This is a genomic window from Kitasatospora sp. NPDC029367, from assembly GCF_055569135.1.
On the sequence record NZ_JBVHYH010000065.1, the window covers coordinates 1 to 18040 of the forward strand.

At 74.6% G+C, this 18040-nt stretch carries 16 protein-coding genes; 8 read left to right on the top strand and 8 right to left on the bottom strand.

What is annotated here, in order from left to right:
* From ACZ4W5_RS28500 to ACZ4W5_RS28520, 5 genes are all read right to left on the bottom strand, one after another.
* On the bottom strand, window positions 1–307 hold a 307-nt coding region (locus tag ACZ4W5_RS28500), incomplete at its 3' end, for an ADP-ribosylglycohydrolase family protein (protein WP_465657742.1).
* Window positions 304–1143 (bottom strand): ammonia-dependent NAD(+) synthetase, encoded by an 840-nt coding sequence (gene nadE, locus ACZ4W5_RS28505; protein WP_360233994.1) that lies wholly within the window; start codon window positions 1141–1143, stop codon window positions 304–306. The genes ACZ4W5_RS28500 and nadE, both read right to left, overlap by 4 nt.
* A 61-nt stretch (window positions 1144–1204) precedes the next feature.
* Window positions 1205–3187, bottom strand: coding sequence for an ATP-dependent zinc metalloprotease FtsH (gene ftsH / locus ACZ4W5_RS28510; protein ID WP_360233997.1), 1983 nt, complete (start codon window positions 3185–3187; stop codon window positions 1205–1207).
* Window positions 3188–3396: 209 nt separating this feature from the next.
* Window positions 3397–4053, bottom strand: a complete 657-nt coding sequence (locus ACZ4W5_RS28515; RefSeq protein WP_360234000.1) for a mycothiol-dependent nitroreductase Rv2466c family protein — start codon at window positions 4051–4053, stop codon at window positions 3397–3399.
* 40 nt (window positions 4054–4093) lie between these two features.
* Entirely contained in the window at window positions 4094–5665 is a 1572-nt protein-coding gene (locus ACZ4W5_RS28520; protein WP_465657746.1) for an alpha/beta hydrolase, read from the bottom strand.
* Window positions 5666–6051: 386 nt separating this feature from the next.
* Here ACZ4W5_RS28520 and ACZ4W5_RS28525 point away from each other — a divergent pair, with 386 nt between their 5' ends.
* The 3 genes from ACZ4W5_RS28525 to ACZ4W5_RS28535 all read left to right on the top strand — a co-directional run bounded on the left by ACZ4W5_RS28525 (window position 6052) and on the right by ACZ4W5_RS28535 (window position 7872).
* Window positions 6052–6786 carry an NUDIX domain-containing protein gene (locus tag ACZ4W5_RS28525; RefSeq protein ID WP_465657747.1) on the top strand — a complete coding sequence of 245 codons (735 nt, stop codon included), beginning with the start codon at window positions 6052–6054 and terminating at the stop codon, window positions 6784–6786.
* Window positions 6787–6889: 103 nt separating this feature from the next.
* The gene (locus ACZ4W5_RS28530) at window positions 6890–7276 is read left to right on the top strand and encodes a PadR family transcriptional regulator (RefSeq protein ID WP_360234009.1); all 387 of its coding nucleotides are present in this window, start codon (window positions 6890–6892) and stop codon (window positions 7274–7276) included.
* On the top strand, window positions 7273–7872 hold the full coding sequence (locus ACZ4W5_RS28535; RefSeq protein WP_465657750.1) for an HAAS signaling domain-containing protein: 600 nt from the start codon (window positions 7273–7275) through the stop codon (window positions 7870–7872). The genes ACZ4W5_RS28530 and ACZ4W5_RS28535 overlap by 4 nt, the downstream gene beginning before the upstream one ends.
* 273 nt (window positions 7873–8145) lie before the next feature.
* On the opposite strand, the gene ACZ4W5_RS28540 is transcribed toward ACZ4W5_RS28535, so the two are convergent.
* Complete coding sequence (locus ACZ4W5_RS28540; RefSeq protein WP_360234015.1) at window positions 8146–8823, bottom strand: DUF6461 domain-containing protein; 678 nt, start codon at window positions 8821–8823, stop codon at window positions 8146–8148.
* A gap of 268 nt (window positions 8824–9091) precedes the next feature.
* Here ACZ4W5_RS28540 and ACZ4W5_RS28545 point away from each other — a divergent pair, with 268 nt between their 5' ends.
* Window positions 9092–9265 (top strand): hypothetical protein, encoded by a 174-nt coding sequence (locus tag ACZ4W5_RS28545; RefSeq protein ID WP_360234018.1) that lies wholly within the window; start codon window positions 9092–9094, stop codon window positions 9263–9265.
* A 409-nt stretch (window positions 9266–9674) separates the two neighbouring features.
* Here the strand turns inward: ACZ4W5_RS28545 and ACZ4W5_RS28550 are convergent, their stop codons facing one another.
* Entirely contained in the window at window positions 9675–11129 is a 1455-nt protein-coding gene (locus ACZ4W5_RS28550) for a purine-cytosine permease family protein (protein ID WP_465657752.1), read from the bottom strand.
* 71 nt (window positions 11130–11200) lie between these two features.
* Here ACZ4W5_RS28550 and ACZ4W5_RS28555 point away from each other — a divergent pair, with 71 nt between their 5' ends.
* The 4 genes from ACZ4W5_RS28555 to ACZ4W5_RS28570 all read left to right on the top strand — a co-directional run bounded on the left by ACZ4W5_RS28555 (window position 11201) and on the right by ACZ4W5_RS28570 (window position 16931).
* A complete protein-coding gene (locus tag ACZ4W5_RS28555; protein WP_465657753.1) occupies window positions 11201–11905 on the top strand; it encodes a TetR/AcrR family transcriptional regulator in 705 nt (234 codons plus the stop codon).
* Between the two features lie 56 nt (window positions 11906–11961).
* The gene (locus ACZ4W5_RS28560) at window positions 11962–13629 is read left to right on the top strand and encodes an amidohydrolase (protein WP_465657755.1); all 1668 of its coding nucleotides are present in this window, start codon (window positions 11962–11964) and stop codon (window positions 13627–13629) included.
* A gap of 289 nt (window positions 13630–13918) precedes the next feature.
* Complete coding sequence (locus ACZ4W5_RS28565; RefSeq protein ID WP_465657757.1) at window positions 13919–15316, top strand: erythromycin esterase family protein; 1398 nt, start codon at window positions 13919–13921, stop codon at window positions 15314–15316.
* A gap of 403 nt (window positions 15317–15719) precedes the next feature.
* Window positions 15720–16931 (top strand): MFS transporter, encoded by a 1212-nt coding sequence (locus ACZ4W5_RS28570; RefSeq protein ID WP_465657759.1) that lies wholly within the window; start codon window positions 15720–15722, stop codon window positions 16929–16931.
* A 40-nt stretch (window positions 16932–16971) separates the two neighbouring features.
* Here the strand turns inward: ACZ4W5_RS28570 and ACZ4W5_RS28575 are convergent, their stop codons facing one another.
* Window positions 16972–18006, bottom strand: a complete 1035-nt coding sequence (locus ACZ4W5_RS28575) for an alpha/beta hydrolase (RefSeq protein ID WP_465657760.1) — start codon at window positions 18004–18006, stop codon at window positions 16972–16974.
* Window positions 18007–18040 lie beyond the last annotated feature (34 nt).

Below are 18040 nucleotides of genomic sequence, written 5' to 3' on the forward strand. Positions count from 1 at the left end.
AGGGTGCGTGCATCGCAAGGCGGAGGAGGGAGTCCATGCGGAGCATCGGCGACCGACGACAACGCGGCGAGGTGCGTGCCCTGGCGTCGCGGGCCCGGCCTGATCCACAAGACACGCCCCCGGTGTCGTCGGTGGCCTCGCCGCGTTCCCAGCCGCCGCCCGCCACCGGCTCCGCGCGGCCGAGCGGGAAGCGGGCGGTCAGGGCGCCGGCCGGGCCGAACTCGTACGGCGCGCCGAGGGCGTCGCCCACGGCCGCGCCGAGGACCGCCCCGGCCGCGCGCCCCGGCCGCGCATCCGGCTCGGTCACACCTGGCCCGGGGTGACCGGCAGGGCGCGCTTGTGCTCGGTGCGGCGGTAGTGGCCGAGGACGGTGTCGAAGACCTGCTCGCTGACCGGGCGGCCCTCCAGGAAGTCGTCCAGGTCGCCGTACTCGACGCCGAGGGCGTCCTCGTCGGGCTTGCCGGGGGCGAGGTTCTCCAGGTCCGCGGTGGGGACCTTGCCGACCAGCTCCTCGGGTGCGCCCAAGTGGGCCGCCACCGCGCGGACCTGACGCTTCGTCAGGCCGGAGAGCGGCATCACGTCGGCCGCGCCGTCGCCGAACTTGGTGAAGAAGCCGACGGCCGCCTCGGCCGCGTGGTCGGTGCCGACCACCAGGCCGCCGCTCGCCCCCGCGACCGCGTACTGGACGACCATCCGCTGGCGGGCCTTGACGTTGCCCCGCACGAAGTCCTCGTGGGCGTGGTCGCGGAAGCTGACGCCCGCCGTCAGCAGGGCGTCGAAGGCGGCGTCGGTCGCGGGCTTGACGTCGACCGTCAGCACCTCGTCGGCCCGGATGAAGTCGAGGGCCCGCTGGGCGTCCGCCTCGTCCGCCTGGACGCCGTACGGCAGCCGCATGGCGGTGAACGCCACCTGGTGCCCCTCGGCGCGCAGCCGCTCGACGGCGAGCTGGCAGAGCCGCCCGGTGGTGGTGGAGTCCACGCCGCCGCTGATCCCCAGCACCAGGGTGCGGGCGCCCGAGGCCCGCAGCTGGTCGGCGAGGAAGGCGATCCGGCGCTCGGCCTCCTTCGCGGGGTCGGTGACGGGCACCACTCCGAGGGCCAGGGCGATCTCGCGCTGGACGTCCGCGGGCAGGGTTTCGGTCATGGTCGGGCTCCTTCGGGTCGGTACCCCGCCATCATCCACCCCGGCCGCGCCGCCCCCCGCCTCAGGGTGCCGTCCCGGCGCCCCCACTCACGTCCGTCCCGGGCGCCGGATGCCGCAGGATGTCGAGCACCAGCTTGCCGTCCACCGTCTCCTGGGCGACCAGCAGCGCCGCCAACTCGTCCAGGTGGTGCCGGTGTTCGCGCAGCAGTCCGAGGGCCCGCCGCTCGGCGCCGCGCAGCAGCCCGGCCACCGCCTCGTCCACCGCGTGCTGGGTCTGCTCGGAGTACGGGCGGCGCAGCAGGTCGTCGGGGTGGTCGCCGAGGTACTGCGGGGAGCCGCTGGAGTAGCCGACCGGGCCGAGGTCCGGGGAGAGGCCGAACTCGCGGACCATCCGGGTGGCCACCGAGGTGGCGTTGGCGAGGTCGTTGGCGGCGCCGGTGGAGCCCTCGCCGAAGACCACCAGTTCGGCGGCGCGCCCGCCGAGCTGCACGGCGAGCAGGTCGTTCAGGTAGCTCTCGCTGTACAGGTGCCGTTCCGCCTCGGGGAGTTGCTCGGTGGCGCCGAGGGCGACCCCGGCCGGGAGGATGGTCACCTTGGCGACCGGGTCGGCGTGCTCGCACAGCGCGGCCATCAGCGCGTGCCCGGACTCGTGGACGGCGACGGAGTGCCGCTCCTCGGGCAGCAGCGCGTTGGAGGACTCCCGGCGGCCGAGCAGCACCCGGTCGCGGGCCTCGTCGAGGTCGGCGGCGGTGAGGGTGGACCGGTCGGCACGCACGGCGTTGATGGCGGCCTCGTTGACCAGGTTGGCGAGGTCGGCGCCGGAGAAGCCGGGGGTGCCGCGGGCGATCCGGTCCAGGTCGGCGTCCGGGGCGAGGGTCTTGCCGCGGGTGTGCACGGCCAGGATGGCCGCCCGCTCGGCCTGGTTGGGCAGCGGTACGACGACCTGCCGGTCGAAGCGGCCGGGGCGCAGCAGGGCGGGGTCGAGGGCGTCCGGCCGGTTGGTGGCGGCGATGACGACGATGCCGGTGCTCTGGTCGAAGCCGTCCATCTCGGAGAGCAGCTGGTTGAGGGTCTGCTCGCGTTCGTCGTTGCCGCCGACCCGGGTGCCGCCCGCGCGGCGCCCGCCGACGGCGTCGATCTCGTCGATGAAGACGATGGACGGTGCGCGCTTGCGGGCCTCGTCGAACAGGTCGCGGACCCGGGAGGCGCCGACGCCGACGAACATCTCGACGAAGCCGGAGCCGGTGACGGACAGGAAGGGCACCGAGGCCTCGCCGGCGACCGCCCGGGCGAGCAGCGTCTTGCCGGTGCCCGGCGGGCCGACCATGATCACTCCGCGCGGCCCCTTGGCCCCGGCGGCGGCGTAGCGCTCGGGGCTGCGCAGGTAGTCGACCACCTCGCTGACCTCCTGCTTCACCCCCTCGTACCCGGCGACGTCGGCGAAGCCGGTGGCGGGCCGCTCGGCCTCGATGATCTTCGCCCGGGAGCGGCCGATGGCACTGAGGCCGCCGCCGAGCGAGCGCGCGGCCATCCGTCCGGACCAGAGGAACAGCCCGCCGAAGAGCAGCAGCGGCAGGAACAGCAGCAGGGTCGACCAGATCGAGCTGCCGCCGGAGCGGCTGCCGGTGACGTTCACGTGCTGGTCGGAGAGCGCCTTGCTGAGCTGGGAGGTGTCCAGGGCGGTGGGGATCTGGCTGGTGAACCGGGTGCCGTCCTTGAGGGTGCCGGACACGCCGCCGGTGTCGCTGACGTTCACGGTCTGCACCTGGCCGGTGTCGACCCGGTTGAGCAGGTCGGTGTAGCCGTAGCGGGGGCCGGTCGCGGCGGGCTTGGCGAGCAGCACCAGGAGCAGCAGGGTCAGCAGCACGGCGACCGGCAGCAGCCAACGGCGCAGCGCGGGCGGCGGCGGCTTGGGCGGGGTGCCGCCGGGGCCCTGCCCCGGTCCGCGGCCGGGGCCGCCCCAGCCGCCGGGGCCCGGGCCCTTGCCGCCGCCGGGCGGGGTCGCGGCGTGGCGGGCGGCACCCGGGCGCATTCGGAGGATCATCCACGCTCACCGCCTCTCGGACGCCGCCGGGCCCAGCCGGGCCCGGCTCGGCGCCCACCCCTCCATGGTCGACCCCTGCGGCCCCGGACGGGAGCCCGAGCCGGTACCGGCGGGGCGGCGGGGGCGGCCAGGAGAGTTCGGGGGCCGGCCAGGAGGAGTCGGGGACCGGTCAGGAGAAGTCGGGACCGATCAGGAGAGGTCGGCACCGGTCAGGAGAAGTCGAGCGACCCCGTCCTGGTCCGCTTGAGCTCGAAGAACTTCGGGTAGCCGGCCAGCAGCCGGACGCCCTCGAAGACCCGCAGCGCGTCCTCGCCGCGCGGGATCGCGGTCAGCACCGGGCCGAAGAAGGCCGTGCCGTCCACGTGGATGGTCGGGGTGCCGACCTCCTCGCCGACCGGGTCCATGCCCTCGTGGTGGCTCTTGCGCAGCGCGATGTCGTACGCGGTGCTGTTGGCCGCCTCGGCGAGCTCCTCGGGCAGCCCGGCGGCGACCAGGGCCTCGCGGATGACGGTGTCGTCGACCTCCCGGTCCTGGTCGTGGAAGCGGGTGCCGAGCTCGGTGTACAGGTCGCGCAGCACGTGCTCGCCGTGCTGTTCGGCGGCGGCGATGCAGACCCGGACCGGGCCCCAGCCGGTGGTCATCAGGCGCTGATAGCGCTCCGGCAGGTCGGTACGGCCCTCGTTGAGCACGGACAGGCTCATCACCCGGAAGGTGAGGTCGAGTTCGCGCTGACGGGCGACCTCCAGGATCCACCGCGAGGTGATCCAGGCGAAGGGGCAGACGGGGTCGAAGTAGAAGTCGACCTTGGGGGTGTTCTCGTTCGCTCGCGTGTTCACACGGATGATCCTAGGGGCCGATTGGACCATTCCGCAGGACCAATCGAATACTGCCGCAGTGGGCCACTTCTCAGCTGCAGGTGGTCCCGTCCGCAGGCACCGTACCGTCCAGCAGGTAGGCGTCAACAGTCTTCTTCAAGCACGGGTTTCCGGTGTTGTAGCCACCGTGGCCCTCGCCCTTGAGCGTGACGGTGACGCCGACGCCCGCGCCCAGCTGCTGGGCCATGGTCCGGGCGCCCTCGACCGGGGTGGCCGGATCCCCGGTGGTGCCGACCACCAGGATCGGGGCGGCGCCGGGGGCGGCGACCTCCGGGTGGTCGGCCTTGCCCGGGACGGGCCAGCCCGTGCAGCCGGTGAGGCCCCAGGCGGTGAAGGCGCCGAAGACCGGGGAGGCGGCGCGGAACTGCGGCAGCTGCTGTGCCACGTCCTGGTCGGAGTACCGCTGCCGCGCGTCCACGCAACTGATCGCCCGGTTGGCCGCGTTGAGGTTGTTGTAGTGGCCCTGCGGGTCGCGTCCGTTCAGCGAGTCGGCGAGCTGGAGGAGGGTGTCGCCGGTGCCCGCCTGCATCGCCTCGGTGAGTCCGGAGGCCAGCGCGGGCCAGGTCTGCTGGCTGTACAGGGCGCCGGCGATGCCGGTGACGGCCAGGCCCTCGGTCAGCTTCCGGCCGCTGCTGGTGGGCAGCGGCGACTGGGCGAGCTTCTGCAGCAGGTCGGTGATCCGCGCGGTGCCCTCGGCACCGCCGCCGCCGGTCGGGCAGGCGGCCGCCTCCTGGGTGGCGCAGGCCTTCATGAAGTCGTCGAGGGCGAGTTGGAAGCCCTGGGCCTGGCCGAGCGCGCTCTGCTCCGGGTCCTTCGTCGGGTCGACCACCGAGTCCAGCACGACCCGGCCGACCTCCTGCGGGAACAGGTGCGCGTAGACACCGCCGAGCTCGGTGCCGTAGCTGATGCCGAAGTAGGAGAGCTTCTGGTCGCCGAGCACCTGGCGCATCAGGTCGAGGTCCCGGGCCGCGCTCTCGGTGTCCACGTAGGGCAGCACCGGGCCGGAGTTGTGCTCGCAGGCGGCGGCGAACTGGGCGTTGCTGTCATCCAGCGCCTTGACCTCGGCGGGGGTGTCCGGGGTGCTGTCGACGGCGGCGTTGGCGTCCATCGCCCGGTCGTCCAGACACTTCACCCCGGCGCTGTCACCGACCCCGCGCGGGTCGAAACTCACCAGGTCGTAGCGGGTGTTGAGGGAGGCGTAGGCGGCGGCCAGGGCGGGCAGGGTGGCCACCCCGGAGGCGCCGGGGCCGCCGAAGTTGAACAGCAGCGAGCCGAGCCGGTGCTGTTCGTCCTTGGCCTTGGTGCGGATCAGCGCCAGGTCGATGGTCCCCCCGTCGGGCTTGGCATGGTCCAGCGGGGCCTTGAGGGTGGTGCACTCCCAGTCGCTCGGGGGCGCGGTGCCGCCGCCCTGCGCGGCGCTCGGGGCCGGGCAGGCCCGCCAGTCCAGCCGCTGGGCGGCCAGGCCGCCGGCGCTCGCACCGCTGACCGGGGAGGTGGGCGCGGGCTCGGCGGCGGACGGGCTGCCGCCCTGGCAACCGGAGACGGGGGCGAGCAGCAGCGCGGCCAGGCCGAGCGCGCCGGCGCCGCGGACGACGGAGGGCATGGGGCGGTCCACCTCTCGGGTTGGCCGGGCGGTACTGCCGGGTGCACCGGCGCGTGGCAGGACGGCGTACGCCTGGCGTACGCGTGGTGCGTCGGGGAGGCGTGCGCGCCCCGGCGCCCGGCACCGTCGGCGCACCACAGACCCTAGGGGCCCGGGCGCGGCGACGCCCGTCGGAATCTCCGGACGGAGGGCGTGCGCCGGACGGACTGCCATCGGCCGACCGGGTGAGGGCGCGGGGTTGGGTGCGCCGCGTCCGGGGTCGGGGGCCGGGTCGGGGGCCGGGTCGGGTGCGCTGCGGGTACGTCGCGGGTACGCCGCAGGCAGTTCGGGAGTCCGCCGCCGCGACACGGCGGGGATCGCGGGGCACCGTCGAAACGGAGGGCACGTTGAGCACCGACAGCGATTTCGACAGCGTGGACGTCTTCATCACCACCGGCCGGCAGGAGGTCCTGCTCCAACTGCGCGACGACAGGCCCGACATCGCGTGGCCCGACCACTGGGTGGTCCCCGGCGGCCACCGCGAGCCCGGTGAGACGCCGTACCGCACGGCGGTGCGCGAACTGCGCGAGGAAACCGGGCTGGACGTGCCCGGGCTGCTCCCCTTCCACCCGGTCCTGGCCGCCACCGACCCGGAGGGCCGGCGGCGCCGCGCCTTCCACGCCCTGGTCGACGTCGACCCGGCGGAGCTGGTCCTCGGGGAGGGCCGGGAACTGCGGCTGGTCCCCTTCACCGAGGCCCAGCGGATGAAGCTGCCGCCCGCGCTCAAGGGGTACCTGCGGCAGCTGGAGGCGCGGCTGACGGTCGGGCGGACGCCGGAGTGGGCGGTGGTCGACGACATCCACCGCCACCTGTCCGAGCACCGGGCGGGCAGCGGACTGCCGCTGCTGCCCCTCCAGGTGGTGAAGATCCAGGAGGAGGCCGGGGAGGTCGCCGAGGCCCTGCTCGGCGTGCTCGGCGCCAACCCGCGCAAGGGCGTCAGCCACACCGTGGCCGAGCTGCAGGGCGAGCTGTGCGACGTGATCACCGCGGCCATGGTCGCGCTGCGGGACACCACGGCGGACCCGGGCGCCGTCCTCGCCGAGCACCTGGCCGGCTGGCGGCCGGTGCGGCGGGAGGGGTAGTCCGCCCGCGCGACCGGCGGCGCTTTCCCTCCCGGCGCCCGCTCCCCGCCGTCGGGACGCGCCCCCTGGCCGGTACCTTGCTTCGCCTGCTATCTTGCATTGCATGGTACCTGGCATCGCAAGCACCGACGGCGGCGACGAGCCCGGCGCGGTCGACGGTCCGGTCGCGACCCAGCTGCGCAAGGGCGTCCTGGAGTACTGCGTCCTCGCCCTGCTGCGCGACGGCCCGCGCTACGGGGTCGAGCTGCTCCAGGAGCTCGGCCGCCACCCGATGCTGGCGACCAGCCAGGGCACCATCTACCCGCTGCTGTCCCGGCTGCGCCGCGCCGGGCTCGCCGACACCTTCCTGCGCGACTCGGCCAGTGGCCCGTCCCGCCGGTACTACACCCTCACCGAGGCGGGGCGGAGCGCCCTGGCGGAGTTCACCGCGCTCTGGCCCGCCTTCCGCGCCACCATCGACCACGTCCTCGCCCCGGGAGAGCACCCGTGAACAACCCCGTCGACCACCCCCTGGTCCGCGCTCACCTCGACGCCGTCGCCCGCGGTACCGCCACACTGCCGCCCGAGCGCCGCCGCGAGCTGCTGGCCGACCTGCGCGAGCACATCGAGGTCTCGCTCACCGAGGTCCCGATCGACGACGACGCCGTCCGCTCCGTCCTGGCGCAGCTCGGCACCCCCCGGCAGATCGCCGAGGCCGCCCTCGCCGAGGAGGGGCAGACGCCGCCCGCCCCGGAGTCGGCCCGCCGGACCAACCTCACCCTCGCGCTGGCCGTCCTCGCCCTGCCGGTCTCGCTGGTCCCGCTCGCCGGGCCCGTGCTCGGCTTCGCCGCGGCCGTCGTCGCGGCCGTCCGGGTGACCAGGTCCCGTCAGTGGACGCGCCGGGAGAAGCGGCAGGCCGCCGTGCTCATGGTCTCCCCGCTGCTGCTCACCCCCGCGATCACGGTGGCGTTCACGCTGTTCTCCACGGGCCTCACCCCCAGCGCCCTGCTCCTCGCCTGTGCCCTGGGCTTCTGCCCGAGCCCGATCGCCGCGCTCCGACTGTCCCGCGCCGCCACTCGGGTGCGCACGGCCGACCTCCCCGCCTGAGGGCGGGGGCACCGGGCGCCGGCTCCGGCCCTGTCCGGCCCGGCCCGGCCTTGACCCGCGAGTGGGCCGATCGGCACCCCTACAAGGGAGTTGTGCGCGGCGGAACCTCCCGATCGGCACATGTGCGGGCGCCTGCTGGCGGGCGAGGATGACGGTCATCGGGGCCCCGCCGGTGGGGCCCCGGAAGGGAGCCCCGCCATGACCGCCATCACCACCGTCCCCACCGTCACCATCGCGCCGCCGTCGCCCCTACTCGCATCCCCGCCGTCGAGCTCAGTGCAGTTCCAGCCCCGGTCTGCCACGCACCACGTACGCCGGCAGCCGCACCTCACCCAGGACGGCCCGGGGCAGGCACAGCCCGAAGCGCCGCCCGACCGCGCCGAGGGTCCGCCGCCGGACTCCGGCCGCGGGCGCGCGCCCAGGGGTGCAGGAGGTGACGCCGTCCGCTTCCAGGACGTTCGCGGCGATCAGCTCCGGTACCAGCAGATCGGGCTGCCGGCCCCAGCGCCACCGCTCCTGCCCCAGGCCGAAGCCGCACAGCACGGCGCCGTCCCGGGCGTAGTCGAGCAGGGCGGGCGGCTGCTCCGGCATCGGCCGGAAGTGCACCACCTCCACGCCCTCGCGCGCTATCTCGGTGAGCAGTTCGCCGCCGGTGGAGTCCCCGTACTCGATCGCGAAGGACCAGCCGTCCGCCTCGCCGACCCGGATCACGCCGTCGCCGTCGTCACCGGGCCGGTAGACCTCGATGTCCAGGTCCCAGATCTCCCGCCCGCTGATCGGCCCGGTGGCGGCAGCCGGGTCGGCACCCATCCGGCGGGCGAGTTCCTCCGGCGGGATCCCGCGCGCGAACACCACTCCGCCCACCTCGCCATCGGCGTCCGCCAACCATTGGATGCCCTCACCGCCCCGCTCCTCGGCCCCGCGCGAACTGTCACCGATGACGTCGATCATGACGCCCCTCCCCTCGCGCCGGCCCTGAAATGGCCAGGCGCAGCCGGTCCGCACCCTAACCGAGATCGCCGACAGCCAACGGCGAACGGCCGGGCGGAGGGGCGGCCCCGAAGTGGAACTCACCTGGGGCGCATAACCGTTCGCCCGGCACCACCTCCGCCCGCCGCCGACCGTCCCGGCCTCGGCGATCCGACTGCGGTCGCTTGCGGCCGACGCGAGGGCACGACTACCGCCTGCGCCACGGCAGTTCCCCCGCCCCAGCCGCCGGGTGACTACACCGGACCTCGCTCGGGTCAAGCGCATCCGCAACACGGTGCGCCGGCCGGTCGGCCCGTGGACCTCAGCGGTTCACAACCTGCTCCGCCGTCCGGAGGCCGTCGGTCAGGAACACGCCCGCCGCGCGCTCGGCCTCGACGAGCAGGGCCGCGAGGTCCTGACCTGAATTCGCGGCGAATCCGGCCCGGGCGGTTGGGCCAGGTCGTCGACGACCGGCGCCTGATCACCTTCGCCCGCCTCCCGCGCGACGTGGCCTACGCGCTCGAGTACGTGGCACCGTTCCGCGACGACGACGTGTGCTGCGGTGGCTGCGCTACCCGCAGCCGCTCCGGGCCCGCCTCGCATGGAGCCGGGCCGACCGGCGCCCGGTCGATCCCTGAGGCACCACCCAACTCCTTCTCCAGCGAGGCGAACTGCTCTGCCGCCACCGTGACCACCCGGAAGTGGAGGACGACCGGTGAGCGGGCCGACGCGGGACGTCGGGCCGGCCGACCTCCCGCGCGCTGCCCACCCTCGGCCACCCTCGGCCACCGTTGGCCCCGCCGCCGGACCGACGGGGCCAACTGCCCCGAGCCTCAGCCCTTCCCGCGCGACACCACCCGCCGCATCAGCAGGGCGTAGACCACGGCGGCGACCGCGATCCCGACCGGGAGGGCCAGGTCGACGCCGGTCAGCGCCGCGACCGGGCCGGTGTAGAGCGTGTCGACGCAGAGGGCCGAGGTCGTCACGCCCGCCACCAGGGCGAGCGCACCGGCCGGGTTGACGCCCGCGCGGTACCAGAACGGGCTGCCGGGCGACTCGTCGGTCAGCGCCCGCCCGTCGTAGCGGTTGCGGCGCAGCAGGATGTCGACGGCGTAGATGGCGGTGCTGGGGCCGAGGAGGACGACGGTCAGTTGGAGCACGTTGCTGACCGTGTCCAGGAAGTTGGAGACCAGCAGGGCGTAGAGGGTCAGCGCGACGGCGACGGTGCCGTCCACCAGGACGCTGAGCGTGCGACGGATGCGGATGCCCACGGCCTGGAGGGCGAGGCCGGCGCTGTACGCGGTGAGGGCGTTGACGGCGACGGTGCCGATGACCAGTGAGAGGAGGAAGACCGGGTTGAACCAGCCGGGCAGGATCGTCTGGAGCGCGGCCTGCGGGTCGGTCATGTCGACGGCGGTGGCCCCGAGCACGCCCAGGCCGCCGACCACGACGCTGGGCAGGAAGCCGCCGAGGGCGGTCCAGCCGAGCACGGCACGCGGGGAGGTGTCGGCCGGCAGGTAGCGGGAGAAGTCGGCGCTGGTGGTGTACGAGAGCGGCCCGGAGGCGATGAGGGTGACGCCGGCCAGGACGGCCGCCCACATCCCGCTGCCGCTGAGCGGCTGTGGCTGGCTCCAGCCGAAGTCGGCGTGCCGGAGGATCGCGTAGCCGACGACGGCGAAGGCGGCGGCGAGGACCAGCGTGATCGGCAGGTAGAGCCGCACGATCACGGCGTGCCCGTACACGCTGATGGTCAGCGTGAGCACCACGATCGCGATCACGATGGCGATCTTGATCGGGGTATTCGGGGTGATCCCGACCTGCTCGGCGAGGGAGAACGCCGCGACGGCGGCCGCCGCGAGGTTCAGCGCGAAGTAGCAGACGGAGATCATCCACCCGGTGACTGCGTTGTTCACCCGGTTGCCCCGGACGCCGTACAACGCCCGCGTGATCACCTCGCTGGGCGCGCCGGCGGCCGGTCCGGAGACGGCCAGCAGTCCGGTGCCCAGCCAGAACAGGTTGCCGACCACGACCACCGCGAAGGCCTGCCACAGGCTGAGCCCGCTCAGCACCAGGGCGCCGCCGACCACCAGGTTGAGGTAGTTGACGCTGGCCGCCGCCCAGACCGCGAAGAGTTCACGGGCGCGGCCCCTCCGTTCCGTCTCGGGGATGTGGTCGATGCCGTGGACCTCGACCCGCCCGGCCCGGTCCTGTGGGGACTGCGCGGACTGCGGGAGCGGTGGTCCGGTGGGGGAGTCGGACTGGGGGTGGTCCGGGAGCGTGGACGCCATTGGGGGCCCTCCGTGGGGGTGTCGTGCCCACCTGCTTGCTTATTGGTCGCACACTCAATAGCATCCGGCACATGACGTCAAGCGTTCAGCGCAAACGGATCCGGAAGTCCCCCGACGACCGCCGCGCGGAGATCGTCGAGGCCGCAGCCACCGTCGCCCTCACCGAGGGCCTGGAGTGCATCACCCTGCGCCGGATCGCCGAGCAACTCGACGTCAGACCCGGCCTGATCAGCCACTACTTCCCGGCCGTGGAGGACTTGGTCGCCGAGGCCTTCGGCAGCGCCGCCACCGCCGAACTGGAGTCGCTGCTGCCCGCCGACCCGCCGGACGGCTCCTCGCTCAACCACCTCGCCCGTTTCTTCGCCCGCACCACCGGCCCGGCGTACGACGACATGAGCCGCCTCTGGCTCAACGCCCGCCACCTCAGCCGCTACCGTCCCGTCCTGCGCGAGCGCGTGCTCGGCCAGGAGTCGCTGTGGCGGGGTCGGCTCACCGGCGCCGTCCGAGCGGGCGTCGAACGGGGCGAGTTCCGCACCGAGGACCCGGACCTCACGGCCATCCGGATCCTGGTGGTGATCGACGGCCTCGCCTCCCACGCCAACACCGGCCTGGGCAACCACCCCTCGGCCGTCATCCGGCTGGCCGCCGCCACCGCCGAACGCGAACTCGGCCTGGCGGACGGCACGCTGGCCCTCGCCTCCGAGCCGAAACCCCCCACCGCCGAACCCGGATCCCCCACCACCGAGCCCGGATCCGGCACCGAAGAGCAGTCCTGACCCCACCTCCGCCTCACCCTCCCACGCCCCCACCCCGCACCACCGCTGGAGTCGACGTGCGAACCTCCCTGGTCCTCCTCTCCGCCCGACTGCTCGACCCCGCGTCCGGCGGCTTCCTCCCGCAGACCGCGCTCGCCGTGGTCGACGGCCGGATCGCCGCCCTGGGCGACGACCGGACGATCCGCGAACTCGCCGACGCCGCAACGACGGTGATCGACCTCAAGGGCGCCGTGGTCACCCCCGGCCTGGTCGACGGCCACCTCCACCCGGTCACCGGCTCCGAACTCACCCACGGCCTGGACCTCTCCGGCTGCACCGACCTGCCGTCCGTCCGCGCCGCCCTCGCCGCCGAGGTCGAGCGCCTCGCCCCGGGCGCCTGGCTGCACGCCTGGGGCCTGGACCCGAACGCCTTCGGCGACCGCCCGGTCGAGTCCGCCGCCCTCGCCCCCGTCCTCGACGGCGTCCCCGCACTGCTCCAGCTCTTCGACGCCCACTCCATGCTCGCCAGCCCGCGCGCCCTGGAACTGGCCGGCGTGGACGGCCCGCGCACCTTCGCCCAGGCCGCCGAGGTGGTCTGCGACGCCGCCGGCCGCCCCACCGGCCTGCTGCTGGAGGACGCGGCCTGCGAACTGGTCGAACGCGCCGCCCCGCAACCCACCCACGCCGAGCGCCGGGAGCGCCTGGCCGCCGCCTTGCGCGCCATGGCCGCGAACGGCCTCACCGGCGGCCACGCGATGGACGCGGGCGGCGACAGCCTCGCCCTCTACGCCGAACTCGACGAGGCGGGCGACCTGCCGCTGCGCCTGCGGGTCGCCCCCTGGTGCCAGCCCGGCGTGGACCAGGACGGGCTGGACGCGCTGGTCGAACTCCAGGGCCGCAGCGGGAAGTTGTGGCGGGTGGACGGCGTCAAGCTGTTCATGGACGGCACGATCGACAACGGCACCGCCTGGCTGGAACGCCCGGACTGCCACGGCGAGTCCACCCACGCCTTCTGGCCCGACCCGGCGCACTACACCCGGGTGATCGGGCAGCTGCACCGCGCCGGCGTGCCGACGGCCACCCACGCCATCGGCGACGCCGCCGTCCGCCACGCCCTCGACTCCGTCGAGCAGGCCACGTCCACGGCCACCGCGACCACCGCCCCAACCGCCACGCCGACCGTCCCGACCACCACCCCCGTCCGACACCGGATCGAACACATCGAGACCGTCCCGGACGAGGTGGTACACCGCTTCGCCGAGCTGAGCGTGATCGCCTCCATGCAGCCCACCCACTGCTGCGACTTCACCCGCGCCGACCACACCGACAACTGGTCCCGCCGCCTCGGCGAGGAGCGCGCCGACCGGGCCTGGCGCTGCCGCGACCTGTGGGACGCGGGCGCCACCGTCGTCCTCGGCTCCGACTGGCCGATCGCCCCCTACCCACCGCTGGGAGTCATGGCGGGGGCCCGCCACCGCCGGCCCACCCGCGACCTCGGCCAGCCCCCGCACAACCCCGGCCAGGCCCTCACCGCCCTGGAGGCGCTGCGCGCGATGACCGTCAACCCGGCCTTCGCAGCGGGCGAGGAACAGCTCGCGGGCCGGATCGCGGTCGGCCACCGGGCCGACCTCACCGTCCTCGCCGCCGACCCCCTGGCCACCCCCGCCACCGAGCTCGCCGAGGTCCCGGTGCTGCTCACCGTCCTGGACGGCCGCCCCACCCACCGCGCCGACCGGCTCGGCTGACCCGGAGCACCGGCCTCACCCGAAGCACCCGAAGCACCCGCACCCGCACCCGCACCCGGCCCAGGGCGGGCCGCCCCCGGCCCCACCGCCTACCAGCAGCCCGCCCGTCCGTCCAGGTGGCCCCAGGGGAACCGTCCAGGTGCCCCCAAGGGGCCTGGGCCGGTGGGGTCTGCCCCCCGGAGAACCTGGCGGCCCGCCCCAGCGCGCCCCACCCCCTCCTCGGCAGAGGATTCTCTCACCGGCCCACACCGCCGGACGAGTTGAACCGACGAGCCGTGGAGAAGCCATCATGACCGTGACCCGGACCCCGATCGACCGACGGACCCTGCTGACCGCCACCACGGCGACGGCGACCGCCGCCCTGCTCATCCCGGCGACGGCCACCACCGCTACCGCAGCGGCGACCACCACCGCGGCCGCCGGCCCGACGGCCTCCCGGCCGGTCCCGCAGACCTCGGCGGTCTCCGCCGAACTCGACCGGATCGCCCACCCGTTGCGCTCCACCGAGCCCGACGCCCCGGCCGCCGGGCTGCGGGCGCTGGGCGCGATGATCGGCGACGCCCGGGTGGTCGGCCTGGGCGAGGCCACCCACGGCTCGCACGAGTTCTTCACCATGAAGCACCGGGTGTTCCGCTACCTGGTCGAGGAGAAGGGCTTCACCACCTTCGCCCTGGAGGCCAGTTGGTCGGCAGGCCTGCTGATCGACGCGTTCGTGCAGGGCCAGGGCGACGGCGACGCCCGTACGCTCGTGCGCCGGGTGATGGCCGGATCGCCCTGGCAGCGGCGGGAGTTCGCCGACCTCATCAGCTGGATGCGGGCGTACAACCGGAGCGGCCCGCAGCACCCGGTGCACTTCGTGGGCACCGACCTCGGCTTCCCCGCGATCGGCGAGCAGCCCTTCGCCGAGGTCACCGCCTACCTGCGGAAGGCCGCCCCCGCCTCGCTGTCGAGCGTCGAGCAGTCCTACGCCGCCCTGCGGCCGTTCACCGACGCCCTCGGCTACCTCAGCCGCACCCCGCTGCCCGAGCGACGGCGCAACGCGGACCTGGCGCAGCAGGCGCTGGACCTGGTCACCGCCGCCGGCCGGGACGGCGACGCGGACTACGAGTGGGCCGTCCAGCACGCCCGCAACATCGCCCGGACCTTCGCCTTCACCACCATGCAGGTCGACGACGGCGCCTCCGTCGTCGCCGCCCAGGTGCTCCGCGACCGGGCGATGGCCGACAACACCCTGTGGTGGCAGCGCCGCCACGGCGGCAAGGTGCTGCTCTCGGCGCACAACGGCCACGTCGGTTACCGGTCCGGCGACCCGGTCCGCTACCCCACGCCGCAGGGCGCCCACCTGCGCGAGGCACTCGGCGCCGGCTACGTCGGCATCGGCTTCACCTTCGGCAGCGGTTCCTTCCTCACCGAGGCCGACGCCTTCGCCGACGACTGGCGCAGCACCACCGTGCCGCCGGCCACCCTCGGCATGAACGAGTACCTCCTCGACCGGGTCCGGCCCCGCGACTACTACCTCGACCTGCGCCAGGCCCCGCCCGCCGCCCGCACCTGGCTCGACACCGCCCGCCCCACCTACGACGCCGGCACGACCTTCACCAGCACCCCGCTGCCCACCCTCGCCCTCGGCGGCAGCTACGACGTGCTGATCCACCTCCACCGCGTCCGCGCGGCCGACAAGCTCTGAGCACTCCCTCTCCCCCACCGCGACACCAGTCGCCTGTTCCGCCGCTGCAAGGAGTTGCTCTTCCCCGGGCCTGGCGAAAAGGGTCGCCCAATGCTCCGGTATCCCGGCACCCCGACGGAGGCTGCGGAGGCGGTCTGACATGAGGCCGACCCGCACCTCCCCAAAGTCCGCCACTTCCCGTCGGGCCCGTACCTCCCAGCAGGCCGCCGCGGCCCAGCGGCAACCGCAGAACCGGGGCCTGGGCTTCGTGGCCCTGCTCGTCCTCGGTACGGCGGCCGTCAGGCGGGGTCAACGGCGGCGCCGGAGGCGACCGCAGCGGAAGCGGCAGCCACGCCGTACGGCCGGTCGGCCCAGTGTGCGACCGCACGCCGTGGGCCCGTACCGTCCGGGTGCCTATCGTGGGTTGGTGACTGATCATCGCACTGCCGGCCCCGTCATCGGCGGGGCGGGTTACCTGCTCGCCGCCTTCGCCTTCGCGGTCTGCATGACCGGGACCACCCTGCCCACCCCGCTGTACGGGCTCTACCAGGAGCGGATCGGCTTCTCCGAACTGACGGTGACGGTGGTGTTCGCCGTGTACGCCTTCGCGGTGATCGGGGTGCTGCTGCTGGTCGGGAACGTGTCCGACAGTGTCGGGCGCCGGCCCGTGCTGTTGTGCGGACTGGTCAGCGCGGCCCTGAGCGCCGTCGTGTTCCTGGCCGCGGACAGCGTGCTGCTGCTCTGCCTGGGGCGGCTGCTGTCGGGGCTGTCGGCGGGGGTGTTCACCGGCACCGCCACGGCGTACGTGCTGGAGCTGGCACCGCCGGGGCGCCGGGGGCGCGCGGGCTTCGTCGCGACGGCCGCCAACATGGGCGGCCTGGGCTGCGGCCCGCTGGTGGCGGGGCTGCTCTCCCAGTACGCGCCGCGCCCCTTGGTGCTGCCCTTCGTGGCGCACCTGGTGCTGCTGGCCGCCGCCTTCGGCGTGCTGCTGCGGCTGCCGGAGACGGTGGTCGGCGCCCGTCCGCTGCGCACCGCCCGGCCGGTCCGGCCCAGCCTGCCCCCGGAGGTGCGGCGGGTGTTCCTGGCGGCCGGGATCGCGGCCTTCGCCGGGTTCTCCCTGCTGGGGCTGTTCACCTCGGTCGCCCCGGCCTTCCTCGCCGAGGGGCTGGACGTGCACAACCGCGCTCTGGTCGGCCTGATCGTCTCGTCCGCCTTCCTGGCCTCGACCCTCGGTCAGCTGCTCGTCCCCCGGCTGGGCACCGCACGGGCCGTGCCGCTGGGCTGCCTGGTGCTGATCGCCGGTCTGGCGCTGCTGGCAGGTTCGCTGGCGTGGGCCGTCCTGGCGCTGCTGGTGTCGGCCGCCCTGGTGGGCGGCGTCGGGCAGGGCATGGGGCTGCGCGGCGCGGTGGGCGAGGTCGCCGCCGCGAGCCCGGCGGAGCACCGCGGCGGGGCGCTCTCGGCCCTCTTCGTGGTCGGCTACTTCGGCATCTCGATCCCGGTGATCGGCGTCGGGCTGCTCACCGGGCCGCTCGGCCTGGCCCACGCCGGCCTGGTGTTCGCCGCCTGCATGGCTCTGCTGGCCGCCGCCTCCGGCGCCTACCTGCTGCGCCTGTCACGGGCCGGGGCCGCAGTCTGACCCCAACCCCGACCCGCGCCCGCCCAGCCCCGACCCGCGCCTACTCGGCCAAGGCCCGCGCGGCCGCTCCGGCCCGCCCGGCCCGGAGCCGCTGGCGCAGGAAGAGGGCAGCGCGGTCGAGGGCCTCGTCCGCCTCGTCGAGGACGCCGGCGAAGGACTGGAACACGTGCGGCGCGTCGGCGGTGACGTCGAGGATGACGTCCACGCCCGCCTCGCGGGCCCGCGCGGCCAGGCGGGTGGAGTCGTCCAGCAGCAGTTCGTTGGCGCCGACCTGGATCAGCATCGGGGGGAAGCCGGTCAGGTCGGCGTGCAGGACGGGACTGAGCAGGGGCTGCCGGGGGTCGGCCCCGCCCAGGTACATGGCTCCGGTGCGGTCGAGGGCGGCGCGGGTGAAGACCGGGTCGATGCCCTCCTTGGTCCGGATGCTCTCGCCGCTCCGGGTGGCGTCGAGGCCCGGGGAGAGGAGCAGCAGGGCGGCGGGCAGCGGCAGGCCCGCGTCCCGGGCGGCGAGGCAGGTGGTGACGGTGAGTCCACCGCCGGCGGAGTCGCCCGCGAAGACGATGGCGGCCGGGTCCCCGCCCCGGTCGAGGAGGGCCCGGTAGGCGCTCAGGCAATCCTCGACGGCGGCCGGGAAGGGGTGTTCGGGGGCCAGCCGGTAGTCCGGCGAGTACGCCCCTACACCGGTCCTGGCCACCAGGTTCCCGGTCAGCGAGAGCGCGGTCTCGGGGGAGCCGAAGACCCAGCCGCCGCCGTGGAAGTACAGGATCGTCGCCCCCGACCCGCCCTGCGTCCCGTCCCCGCCCTCCGTCCCGTCCTCGGCCCCGCCGTCCGTCCCGTTCTCGGAAGCACGATCCGAGCCGCCCGCCGGACCGCTCCCCTCCGGCCCCTTGGGCCGGACCCGCAGGGCCGGGCGGCCGCCGAGGGTGGTCGGCTCGGTGCGGATGGCGTCGTGGGGCACGATCATTCCCCCCATCAGGGCCCGGAAGCCGGCCCGGATCTCCTCCACCGACCGGGGCCCGGTCGACGCCGACTGCCGCAGCATCGCGTCGACCTGGCTGCGCTGCTCCCTGCTCATGGACACACTCCTGCCTGAGTAGCTTCCCGTACAC

What these genes read in the sequence shown, in the direction of transcription:
- nadE (WP_360233994.1), bottom strand. Translation starts at nt 1,143, where the DNA reads ATGACCGAAACCCTGCCCGCGGACGTCCAGCGCGAGATCGCCCTGGCC.
- ftsH (WP_360233997.1), bottom strand. Translation starts at nt 3,187, where the DNA reads ATGATCCTCCGAATGCGCCCGGGTGCCGCCCGCCACGCCGCGACCCCG.
- ACZ4W5_RS28515 (WP_360234000.1), bottom strand. Translation starts at nt 4,053, where the DNA reads ATGGTCCAATCGGCCCCTAGGATCATCCGTGTGAACACGCGAGCGAAC.
- ACZ4W5_RS28520 (WP_465657746.1), bottom strand. Translation starts at nt 5,665, where the DNA reads ATGCCCTCCGTCGTCCGCGGCGCCGGCGCGCTCGGCCTGGCCGCGCTG.
- ACZ4W5_RS28530 (WP_360234009.1), top strand. Translation starts at nt 6,890, where the DNA reads ATGGTACCTGGCATCGCAAGCACCGACGGCGGCGACGAGCCCGGCGCG.
- ACZ4W5_RS28540 (WP_360234015.1), bottom strand. Translation starts at nt 8,823, where the DNA reads ATGATCGACGTCATCGGTGACAGTTCGCGCGGGGCCGAGGAGCGGGGC.
- ACZ4W5_RS28550 (WP_465657752.1), bottom strand. Translation starts at nt 11,129, where the DNA reads ATGGCGTCCACGCTCCCGGACCACCCCCAGTCCGACTCCCCCACCGGA.
- ACZ4W5_RS28555 (WP_465657753.1), top strand. Translation starts at nt 11,201, where the DNA reads ATGACGTCAAGCGTTCAGCGCAAACGGATCCGGAAGTCCCCCGACGAC.
- ACZ4W5_RS28565 (WP_465657757.1), top strand. Translation starts at nt 13,919, where the DNA reads ATGACCGTGACCCGGACCCCGATCGACCGACGGACCCTGCTGACCGCC.
- ACZ4W5_RS28575 (WP_465657760.1), bottom strand. Translation starts at nt 18,006, where the DNA reads ATGAGCAGGGAGCAGCGCAGCCAGGTCGACGCGATGCTGCGGCAGTCG.